This is a genomic window from Phenylobacterium sp., from assembly GCF_031360265.1.
Lineage (GTDB): Bacteria > Pseudomonadota > Alphaproteobacteria > Caulobacterales > Caulobacteraceae > Phenylobacterium.
Map to the genome: position 1 here is coordinate 1 of NZ_JANMBF010000069.1, position 10,224 is coordinate 10,224.

General features: G+C 68.5%; 8 protein-coding genes and 1 pseudogene. 6 read left to right on the forward strand and 3 right to left on the reverse strand.

From position 1 onward, the window contains the following. Positions 1-131 (forward strand): annotated as a pseudogene (locus tag RMN86_RS05645) (acetyl-CoA C-acetyltransferase); the annotation flags it as partial. A gap of 114 nt (positions 132-245) precedes the next feature. Then, entirely contained in the window at positions 246-896 is a 651-nt protein-coding gene (locus tag RMN86_RS05650; RefSeq protein ID WP_309604857.1) for a heme-binding protein, read from the forward strand. Positions 897-1,162: 266 nt separating this feature from the next. Here RMN86_RS05650 and mnmA read toward each other — a convergent pair whose 3' ends face one another. Genes mnmA through flgK form a run of 3 tightly spaced genes read right to left on the reverse strand, consistent with a single transcriptional unit; the run spans position 1,163 to position 5,434 of the window. Further along, positions 1,163-2,344, reverse strand: coding sequence for a tRNA 2-thiouridine(34) synthase MnmA (mnmA, locus tag RMN86_RS05655; protein ID WP_309604858.1), 1,182 nt, complete (start codon positions 2,342-2,344; stop codon positions 1,163-1,165). Positions 2,345-2,388: 44 nt separating this feature from the next. Then, entirely contained in the window at positions 2,389-3,318 is a 930-nt protein-coding gene (locus tag RMN86_RS05660; protein WP_309604859.1) for a flagellin, read from the reverse strand. 10 nt (positions 3,319-3,328) lie between these two features. After that, entirely contained in the window at positions 3,329-5,434 is a 2,106-nt protein-coding gene (gene flgK / locus RMN86_RS05665) for a flagellar hook-associated protein FlgK (RefSeq protein WP_309604860.1), read from the reverse strand. 396 nt (positions 5,435-5,830) lie between these two features. Between flgK and RMN86_RS05670 the strand changes: the two genes are divergently transcribed. The 4 genes from RMN86_RS05670 (at position 5,831) to RMN86_RS05685 (ending at position 10,128) form a co-directional block, all read left to right on the forward strand. Beyond that, positions 5,831-7,372 carry a flagellar hook-length control protein FliK gene (locus tag RMN86_RS05670; RefSeq protein ID WP_309604861.1) on the forward strand — a complete coding sequence of 514 codons (1,542 nt, stop codon included), beginning with the start codon at positions 5,831-5,833 and terminating at the stop codon, positions 7,370-7,372. Between the two features lie 7 nt (positions 7,373-7,379). Next, positions 7,380-8,174 carry a flagellar hook assembly protein FlgD gene (locus RMN86_RS05675; protein WP_309604862.1) on the forward strand — a complete coding sequence of 265 codons (795 nt, stop codon included), beginning with the start codon at positions 7,380-7,382 and terminating at the stop codon, positions 8,172-8,174. Between the two features lie 115 nt (positions 8,175-8,289). Next, positions 8,290-9,675: a flagellar hook protein FlgE gene (locus RMN86_RS05680; RefSeq protein WP_309604863.1), complete on the forward strand. Its 1,386-nt coding sequence runs from the start codon at positions 8,290-8,292 to the stop codon at positions 9,673-9,675. Between the two features lie 165 nt (positions 9,676-9,840). Further along, entirely contained in the window at positions 9,841-10,128 is a 288-nt protein-coding gene (locus tag RMN86_RS05685; RefSeq protein ID WP_309604864.1) for a DUF1153 domain-containing protein, read from the forward strand. Positions 10,129-10,224 lie beyond the last annotated feature (96 nt).

Genomic DNA, 10,224 nt, shown 5'->3' on the forward strand with positions numbered 1-10,224 from the left:
CCCGCGCGGGCGCCCCGCCGGACGTCATCGAGCAGATCATCATGGGCTGCGTGCTGCCCGCCGGCCTGGGCCAGGCGCCGGCGCGACAGGCGGCGCGCACGGCGCAGGCCCCAAGCTCGGTGGCCTTGACGGGGGCGAAAACCCCCTGGAAACCGCCCATCGGCGTGCGGGCATAGCTGGCGATTACGACGGAGTCGGAAGTCTGAGTCATCGTGCCCATATAGCGATCAAGGAGGAACACATCCATGTCGAGCGTTGCGGAAACCGCGGTGGCCATCGCCGCCGGCGTCGGGGGACTTTTCGGCATCCGGTCAGGGACCGAAGAGCCGCGATACACCCTTGTCGAGCGGGTCGGCCAGATCGAGATCCGCCACTACGGCCCGCGTCTGGCGGCGGAAACCACCGTCTCCGGACCGTCGATGGCGGCGCGCAGCGACGGATTTCGCAAGGTGGCCGGCTACATCTTCGGCGCCAATACGGCCAAGACCTCGATCGCCATGACCGCGCCTGTCGCCCAGACCGCCGCCACTCAGACCATGGGAGCCCAGAAGATCGCCATGACCGCCCCGGTGGCGCAACAGGCCGCCGGCCCCGACGGTCAGTGGCGGGTGCAGTTCTTCATGCCGGCCAAATACAGCCGCGACGCCCTGCCGACGCCGAACGACCCCGCCGTGCGCATCGTTGAGGTCCCGGCCCAGGACTATGCGGTGCTGAGGTTCTCCGGCTCGGCGAATGGCGAGACGGTGACGGCGCGCACTCGGGAACTGACGGATGGGCTGGCCCACGGGGCCTGGCGGGTGAGTGGCGAACCTACCGCCTGGTTCTACGACCCGCCCTGGACCGCTCCGTTCCTGCGCCGCAACGAGATCGCCGCGCCTGTGGTCGCCGCGCGGTAGGTTGAGAGGCCATTCAAATTACTGAATTTGTTATCCAAATAGCGTACTCAATTCCATATAGATCGTCATGGCCCGGCTCGTCCGGGCCACCCAAGATCTCCGTGCTGGCGGACGGGATTTGGTGGCGCCGCAGCGCTCGCCCCTTATTCGCCGAGATCATAGGTCACCCGGACAAGCCGGGTGATGACGAGCGGTAAGGAAATACTCAGTCCCCAGCTCAGGCACTCCCCAGCCGTCAGCCGGCATCCTGACCGCTGCGGCAGGCCCTAACCCGCGGCCCGCAGCGCGCCGGCGATGAAGCCGCCGCCGAGGACGCGGGTGGGATCCTCCGGCGCGTAGAGGACGCAGGCCTGGCCGGGGGCGACTCCTTCCTCCGGCGTGTCGAGGCGCACGCCCGGCTGGCCATCGATCAGCGCCAGGCGGCCGGCGACCGGCTCTCGGGTCGAGCGCACGCGCGCCAGCACGGGACGCGCGGCCTCGCAGGCGGCTTCGATCGCCCCGCCGCCGATCCAGCTGTTTTCGCCAAGGGTCAGGCCCTGGGTCAGCAGCGCCGCGCGCGGGCCGACGATCACCTGGCGGCTGGCGGCGTCGATCCGCACCACGAACAGCGGATCGCCGACGGCGACGTTGAGGCCCCGGCGCTGGCCGATGGTGTAGCGGGTGACGCCCTCGTGGCGGCCGATCACGCGACCGTCCAGGTGGACGATGTCGCCGGGCAGGGCGCCTTGCGGGCGCAGGCGGTCGATCACCGTGGTGTAGCGGCCCTCCGGCACGAAGCAGATGTCCTGGCTGTCGGGCTTGTCGGCCACGGCCAGGCCCAGTTCGGCGGCGGCCGCGCGCACGGCGGGCTTGGGCAGGGCGCCCAGCGGGAACCGCAGATAGTCAAGCTGCGCCGCGGTGGTCGCGAACAGGAAATAGGACTGGTCGCGGTTGGCGTCGGCGGCGCGGTGCAGTTCCGGTCCGCCGCGACCCACCTTGCGGCGGACATAGTGGCCGGTGGCCATGGCCGCGGCCCCCAGGTCGCGGGCGACGTCCAGCAGGTCGCGGAACTTCACCGTCTGGTTGCAGCGGATGCAGGGGACCGGCGTCTCGCCGCGCAGGTAGGAGTCGGCGAAGTCCTCGATGACCTGCTGCTTGAAGCGGCTCTCGTAGTCGAGGACGTAGTGGGGGATGCTTAAGGCCTCGGCGGCGGTGCGCGCGTCGTGGATGTCCTGTCCGGCGCAGCAGGCGCCCTTCTTCTGGATGGCGGCGCCATGGTCGTAGAGCTGCAGCGTCACGCCCACCACGTCATAGCCGGCGCGGGTCAGCAGGGCCGCGGTGACGGTGGAATCCACCCCGCCCGACATGGCCGCGACGATCCGGCTGCCGGCCGGCAGGCGCACGGCCTCCCGCGCGGCGGCGATCAGGCCGTCGCTGAGCGGGTTGCGGGCGAGAAGCGGGGCGTTCATGGGCCGCTATGTAACGGCTCGGCCCCCGGTTTGCGAGCGCGGCGCTACCGCAGCAGGTTGAGCAGCGAGGAATCGCGCAGCGCGACCAGGACGTGGGCCGAGGCCTGGACCGCGAGCTGGGCGTTGGAGAGGTCGGTGGCGGCCTTGGCCATGTCGGCGTCGGTCACCCCGCCGATCATGATGGTCAAGGTGTTCTGCTGGCTCACCAGCCCGGCCTTGGCGGTGTCCACCTGTTGCTGGACGATGCCGTTCTGAGCGGCGGCCGTGGTGGTGGCCCCGCGGATTCCGTCCCAGGTGGCGAGCTGGCCCTCGAGGAAGGTCCGCTGGGCGGCGGTCAGCTGGCCCGTGAACGGGCCGGCGGCGCTTTCCTGGAAAGCCTGGATCGACTTGAGGGCGGTCAGCATGTTGGTCCCGACGTCGGTCGCCAGGACGCCTGTGGTGACCGTGGTCGAGTCGTCGAGCTTGGCCTGGACCTTGAAGGTATCGTTCTTGAAGAAGCTGGAGATCGGCGGACCCGCGGTGAGATCGGTCAGGGCGGTGGCGGTCACCGGCTGGGTGTTGATCTGGCCGCCGGCGAAGAGGTATTTGCCGTCATATTTCGCGTTCAGGCCGTTCACGGCGCTCTGAAACTGGCCCTGCACCTGCTGCATGAAGGTGTCAGAGCGGTCGCTGGCGAGCGCGTCGGTGATCGCCTGGCGCACGGCCGTCGCGGCGTCGGCCACCTGGGTCAGGGCCCCGTCCTGGGTCGTCAGTTTGGCGGCGATCTGGCTGTTGGTGTCCTGGTAGTTGGTGATCCGCCGGTCGACCGATTTCATCGCCGTCAGCGTTTCGGCGGTGTTGGCGTAGTCCTTCAGGTTGGAGCCGTTCTGCTGAGTGGAGACGCGATTTCCGGCGTCCACCTGTCGCTGCTGGGCTTCCATCAGATTGGCGAGAATGGCCGAGTAGTTTCCGGAGGTGGAGACGCGGGTGTCCATGGCGGTGTCCTCAGCGGATCTGCATCAGGGCGTCGAAGAGGTCCTTCGAGGCCTGGATCATTCGAGCCGACGCGTTGAACGCCTGCTGGTAGGTGGTCAGGCGCACCAGTTCCTCGTCGATATTGACGCCTTCGACCGCCTGGCGACGGGCGTCGGCCTCGGTCTGGACGGCCCCCGCGCCGGACTTCTGGGTATCGGCGGCGGCCGCGTCGCGACCGATGGAGCCGCCGAACTCCGCCGCATAGCGCGCGAGCGTCGTGGAGATGTTGCCAAGATCGCCGGCGGCCTTGAACAGGGTCGTCGCCGTATTGGCCTGGGAGAGCGCCAGCGCGCCCTGGCCGTCGCCGGGCCGAATGGTCGGCGCGCCGGCCGCGACAGTGAGGTCGAGCTTGCCAAGGGCGACCCTGGTCGGGTCGGCGACCAGCGCCGGATCGACGAAATAGCTGCCGGCGCGATTGGCCCGCTGGCCGGCACCAAGTCCGAACAACTGGCTGACCGATGGGCCGCCGGGGCCACGGTGGGTATTGTCGCCGACGACGGCGACCTTGGCGGCGATGGGCGGATTGCCGCTGAACGCCAGGCCGCCCTGGGCGTCCAGGGCGAAGGCGCCGTAGAGGCCGACGCCGGTGGTGCTGTTGTTCAGGGCGCTGAGCAGGTCGGTCATGCTCGGCGATCCGGCCGGCGGAATGGCGACGGTGACGTCGCGGATCGGCTTGCCGTCGGGCTGCGAAAGCCGCAGCGTCAGGGTTTCGCCGGGTATGAAGCCGTTTGCGTCGCCCGGCGCGAGACCCGTGTCGAAGGTCGCCAGGCCGCCGGAGCGGATCAGGTCATTCAGCCCGAAGGCATGCGAAAATCCCTTGCCGTCCTTGTCCGCGGTGCCCTTGGCGATGGCGACGCCATTGGCCCCTGCCGCGGCGATCGACAGCGCACCGCCAGTGAAGGTCGCCGCGCCGAACGCCCCAAGCGCGGTATTCAATGAGCTCAGGAAGGTGGCCGGCGTGAAGGCGCTGGACGCGCCGCCGTCGACGCTCATCGTGCCCGCGCTGAAGTCGATGTCCACGCGGCGTTGCAGCACCCCGGCGGCGTTGACGATGGCCACGGTGGTCTGGCCGGTGAAGCCGGTGATCGCAGTGGGCAGGTCGAGACCGGTGTTGCGGCCGGTGAGCGTCGACGGCGCCGGGAAGGCGCTCGACGCATTGTGGGCCGCGTTCAGTTGTTCGGCGGTGCGCGAGACGAACTCGCCGAGTTGGTCGGCGATGCCGGGCAGCTTGGTGTCGCGCAGGTCGAGCAGGCCGCGGATCTGGCCGCTGGCGATGGTCAGCGGCTGCGGGTCGCTCGCCGCGCCGGGGGTGACAGCGGTGATGTAGCCAGAGGTCGCGTCGGTGCGATTGTAGGTCAGCGTCGAGGCGCCGTCCCCGGCGAGCATCACGCCCTCGCTCGACCGGACGGTCACGCCGCCCTGGTCGCGCGCGCTCACCCGCACGTTCATCAGGCTCGAAAGCTGGTTGAGAAGCTGGCTCTGGATGTTCTCCGAGCCGGAGCTGTCACCGCCGCTGATGCGGGCGCGCCCGATGTCGCTGTTCAACTGGGCGATCTGCGACAGCAGGCCGTTGGCCTTGCCGACACTGTCGGAGACCTGGGCATCGACGGTCTGGCCGAGCTGGGCGATCTGGCCGGAGATCCGGTTGGCGTCGTTGAGGAAGCTGGAAACGGTGGACAGCGCCTGGCCGCGCAACAAGCTGGACGAGGGGTCGTTCGCGGCGGTGGCGAACGCCGCGGCGATGTCGTCGGGACCGTTGAAAAAGAAGCCTTTGCCCGAAGGGTTGCCGAACAGGGCCTGGGCGTTGTCGAGATACTTGGCGTAGGCGCCCCACTTGGCGGCATCGGACCCCGCGGTCATGCTGGCCAGCTGCAGATACTGGTCGGTGACCCGGCGGACCCCGATGACGGAGACCCCCTGACCCATGCCGGCGACCACCAGTTGCTGCTGGTCGATCACCTTGCGCACATAGCCAGGGGTATTGACGTTGGCGATGTTGTCGGAGATCGCGCGCAAGCCCGTCTGGGCGGCCATCAGCCCGGAGGTTGCGCTCTGCAGGGCGACGCCTAGGGACATCGCTTAGGTCTCCACCCGGCAAAGGCTGACGCATCGCCCGGCCGTTTCTGCCGAGGCCGTTCCGGTAAAAAGTCCGAGGCGTTGGAAAAAATCAAATGTTTTCAACATAGTCGTTCTCTTGGGCTGGTGAGCCACCACAACCGCGCGCAAGACTGGCGCCAGATGTCCCAGAGTTGCAGCGATCGGCCACGGGGCGGCAGGGAACGCCCCATCTGACGCCAAACGGCCCGGCAATTTCCACCCCTCGGAGCCGGCGAGCCCGACCCCGGATTGGCGTATTTATGTTTTTTATTCAGTGACTTGTGCGACTGGCGTAAAGGTTGCTCCGGAATGCTGGAACTGTCGTTGCGCAGCAGGCGCCTCCACTCCCCTCAGCTTCCAGGCCCCCCACAGCGCATGTCCGCCAACCCGCTGAATCTCGCGACGCCACCCGCACCCGGCGCCAACGCCATGGCGGTCCCCGGCGGCGCTGCGCAGGCCGCTGGCGCCGGCAAGGGCGGTGCGTCCGGCCCCCTGGCGGGCTTTGAGGCGCTGCTGGCGACCCTGTTTGGCGACCCAGGCGTCGCAGCCGTCGCCCCGGCGCCGGGGGGCGCAGGCAAGGCTGTCACAGGCGCCAAGGCCGCCAACGCGTCCAAGACCCCGCAGGCCGCGCCGGGGGCTGACAAGCACGGGGCGCCCGCAGGCGATACCGTCAGCCCGAACGGGTCCGACGGCGCATCTGCCACCGTTTCCGGCGCGGCGCTTGCGTTGCTCGTCCCGACGCCGGTTCCCATCCCGGTCCCGACCCCCGCCCTGGCGGGCGAGGTCGCGACGGCCGCGGCCAAGGTTCAAAGCGGGCCGGCCGGTAACGGCTCGGCCCCGGTCCAGGCTGGTGCGGCGACGCCGCCGCAGCTCGCCGACATCGTGCCCGGTGGCGACGCGGCGGTCACCGGCACGACCAAGCCCGGCATCGACAAGGCCAAGGCCCTTCCCGCGGCCTTGATCGCCGGCGCGACGCCAACGACCGCCAAGGCTCCGGCTCCCGCGGTCACGCCGGACAAGCCAGCTTCGCCGACCGGTCCAGCCAGGAGTTCTGGACCGGTCTCACCGTCGCCTGCCGGACTGCCGGCCCCGGGTGTGTTGGGAGCCCAGGCCGCTGTCCCGCCCGCGGAGACCGGGGTCGCCAAGGCCATCTCGCCCGGTGCGCGCGAGATCGCCGCGAAGGCCGCCGCCCAGGCCGCCCAGGCCGCCAAGCCGACCGGACTTGAAGCTCCGCGGGTCGACGCCGCCGCCACGCCATCGCTGTTTCGTGCGGGTGATGGCCCGCTGGCGTCGTCCAGCGGCGCTGGCGCTGAGGGTCGCGGGCCTGGCGGCGGTTCCGCGGATCGAGAGGCGCGGTCGCCCGCGCCTGAGATCAAGGGCTCTGCCGCTGACGCCGCCCCGGTCGCCGGCGGTCTCGACACCCAGTCGACGACCACTCCGGCCACGCTGATTCATGCCGCGGCGGCCCTGCGCGGTTCGCCGCAGACCGTCGCCAGTCTGGCCGCCCAGATCGCCCGAAAGCTGGAAGGTCGTTCCAGCCGTTTTGATGTGCAACTCGATCCCGCCGGCCTCGGCAAGGTGGACGTGCGCATCGAGATCGGCGCCAGCGGGCGGATGACCGCGGCCATGTCATTCGACACGCCGCAGGCCGCGGCGGAATTGCGCGCCCGGGCCGGCGAGCTGCAGAGGGCGCTGGAACAGGCGGGCTTCGATCTCTCCGGGGGGATGTCCTTTGACGTCGCGGGCGACGGGGGCCGCGGCGCGCAGGCCCGGCAGAACGAGACCGGCCAGAGCGCCGGCGCCGGGTTCCGGGGTCGAGCGTTTCAGGCGGCCTTGGAAATCGGCGGCGAGGCGGTCGCGCCTGACCGGCTCAACCTTCGGCGCACGACGTCTGACAGCGTCGATATCAGGATCTGAGGACAGTATGGCCATCACCTCAACCACCGCCGCGCCCGCCACGACGCCCACCACGACGCCGGCCGCCCCCGACACCACGGCGCTGGGCCGGGCGCGGCTGGCCGACAACTTCAGCACCTTTCTCAGCCTGCTGACCACGCAGCTGAAAAACCAGGACCCGCTGGCGCCGCTGGACTCCAACCAGTTCACCCAGCAGCTGGTGCAGATGACCGGCGTCGAGCAGCAGCTGGCCACCAACGACTTGCTCAAGAAACTGGTCGGCAACACGGCCACCGGAGTTTCCGGCGCCGTCAGCGTGATCGGCAAGGACGTGCGCGCCGTCAGCGATACGGCCAATCTGAGCGGCGGCAAGGCGCAGTGGGTCTACAATCTGGCCAGCACCGCCAGCGACCTGAAGGTCGAAGTGCTCGACGCTAACGGCAAGATCGTCCACGCCGAGGCCCCCGGCGACCGCAAGGCCGGCGACCACGCCTTCAGTTGGAACGGCAAGGACCTCGGCGGCGCACAACTTCCAGATGGCGGAACCTACACGCTGCGGGTCACGGCCATCGACCCCTCAGGCAAGGCGATCGCCTCGACCAACTATGTGCAGGGGCTGGCCACCGGGGTCGAACAGAGCAACGGCGCCACCTACATCACCATCAATGGCGGCCAGGTGACCTGGGACAAGATTTCCGCGATCCGGCAGCCGGCCGCAGCAACAACCACGGCCACCTCGACCACGGCCACCTCGACCACGGCCACCCCGACCACGATCACGCTCCCCGTCACGATCCCCGCAATCCCGCCGGTCGTTCCATGAACCGCCGGCGACGCCCTCTTGAACGCGGATGGCCGAACGCCGTCCCCCGCGATGACCTCGCGACGCCAACCGGCGTCGGCTGCGCGCGGCAACCTCGCAACCAACGGACAGACCCATGAGCATCAATTCCGCCCTCCTCGCCGGCGTTTCGGGCCTCGTGGCCAATTCCTCGGCGCTCGCCGCGATCTCGGACAATATCGCCAACGTCAACACGGTCGCCTACAAGCGCAACCAGGTCAGCTTCTCAAATCTGGTGACCTCCCAGGCGGTGACCGGCCGCTATTCCGCGGGCGGGGTCCAGGGGGTCACCCGTCAGTACGTCAGCCAGCAGGGCCTGATCCAGAGCGCCGCCTCCAGCACCGACCTGGCCATCGCCGGGGACGGTTTCTTCGTGGTGACAGACAAGGGGCCGGGCCTGACATCGGCTGACGCGCGCAGCTTCACCCGGGCGGGGGCGTTCGGGGTCGATGCCGACGGCTTCCTGGTCAACAGCTCCAAGAAGTATCTGCAGGGCTGGCCGGTGCAACAGGGCGGCGGCTTTGCCATCAACCCCTCCGACGTCAACACGCTGGGGTCGATCAACGTCAAGAACCTGGGCGCCGCGGTGCAGGCCACCGGCAAGATCGTCATCAGCGCCAACGTCGACCAGGGCCAGACGATCTCGCCGGCCGAGGCCCTCTACCTCGGCACGACCGCGACCAGTATGGCCGACTACGCCAAGGATCCGACGACCGGAACCAAGCCGGACTTCACCATCGAGACCAATGTCATCGACTCTCTGGGCGGCTCGCACAAGATGACCTACGCCTTCCTGAAGAGCGCCGGCGCGCCGAACGAATGGCACGCGGAAATCTACACCATCCCCAACACCGATGTCTCGACGGCCGGCCGGCCGGGCCAGGTTGCCAAGGGCCTGGTGAAGTTCGCCCCGGACGGTTCGATCAACCTCACCACTTCCACCCTCTTCGGCGCCGCCGGCGCGGCCCCGACCATCCCGCTTGCCGCCTCCGGCACGGCCACCCAGCCCCGTTGGGCCGACCCCCTGGGCATCGCCGCCCAGACGCTGACCTTCGACATCAGCAAGGTCACCCAGTACGCCACGGCCTCGACGGTCAATTCGGTGAATTCGGACGGCGCCAGCGTCGGCAATGTGGTTGGCGTCCAGGTGGGCGCCGACGGCGTGGTCTCGGCGCTGTTCGACAACAGCCAGATCCGCCAGATCGCCAAGATCGCCATCGCCACCTTTCCCAATGGCGATGGGCTGAAGCCGGGAAGCGGCAATGTCTACCAGGCCTCCATCGCCGCCGGTCAGATGGTGCTGAAGGAGGCCGGAAACGGCGGGGCCGGCAAGATCTCGCCGTCCAGCCTGGAAGCCTCGACGGTGGACCTGTCGTCGGAGTTTACCGGTTTGATCTCGACGCAGAAGGCCTATTCAGCATCATCCAAGATTATAACGACGGCTGACACGATGTTGAGCGAGTTAATCAATATCATAAGGTAATATGAATTCTATGATCTCGTTAACGACAGATTAAATACGACCTGTGCCGAAATCATACACGGGAGAAGAAGTTTTATGTGTTTGTTTACTAATGTGATTCAGCGGCTGTTAGGAGCCAACGTCTATGTTCGCTATCAATTGTGATGGTGGGAAAGGCGTAAAGCCATGTTGCAGCAACAGCAGACGCGCACGAACAGCCGGGGGGAGTCGTATGTCATCGGCCCCACGGGTGCGCCGTTGACGCTGGGGGATCTGCCGCCGCCGGACACCGGCCGCTGGGTGATCCGCCGCAAGGCCGAGGTGATCGCCGCGGTGCGCGGCGGTCTGCTGTCCCTGGAAGACGCGCTCGAACGCTACCGGCTCACCTCCGAAGAATTTCTCGCCTGGCAGCGGTCGATCGACCGCCATGGTCTGGCCGGTCTGCGAACAACCCGCCTGCAACAGTACCGCTGAGCCTCGACCTTCCCCCGGGAAGAGGTTCGCGAAAGTCGCGGCCGCGCCCACACAGGCGCGGCCGCGTCGATTCAAGGGGCGCCTTCGACCACGGCG

What these genes read in the sequence shown, in the direction of transcription:
- RMN86_RS05650 (WP_309604857.1), top strand. Translation starts at nt 246, where the DNA reads ATGTCGAGCGTTGCGGAAACCGCGGTGGCCATCGCCGCCGGCGTCGGG.
- mnmA (WP_309604858.1), bottom strand. Translation starts at nt 2,344, where the DNA reads ATGAACGCCCCGCTTCTCGCCCGCAACCCGCTCAGCGACGGCCTGATC.
- RMN86_RS05660 (WP_309604859.1), bottom strand. Translation starts at nt 3,318, where the DNA reads ATGGACACCCGCGTCTCCACCTCCGGAAACTACTCGGCCATTCTCGCC.
- flgK (WP_309604860.1), bottom strand. Translation starts at nt 5,434, where the DNA reads ATGTCCCTAGGCGTCGCCCTGCAGAGCGCAACCTCCGGGCTGATGGCC.
- RMN86_RS05670 (WP_309604861.1), top strand. Translation starts at nt 5,831, where the DNA reads ATGTCCGCCAACCCGCTGAATCTCGCGACGCCACCCGCACCCGGCGCC.
- RMN86_RS05675 (WP_309604862.1), top strand. Translation starts at nt 7,380, where the DNA reads ATGGCCATCACCTCAACCACCGCCGCGCCCGCCACGACGCCCACCACG.
- RMN86_RS05680 (WP_309604863.1), top strand. Translation starts at nt 8,290, where the DNA reads ATGAGCATCAATTCCGCCCTCCTCGCCGGCGTTTCGGGCCTCGTGGCC.
- RMN86_RS05685 (WP_309604864.1), top strand. Translation starts at nt 9,841, where the DNA reads ATGTTGCAGCAACAGCAGACGCGCACGAACAGCCGGGGGGAGTCGTAT.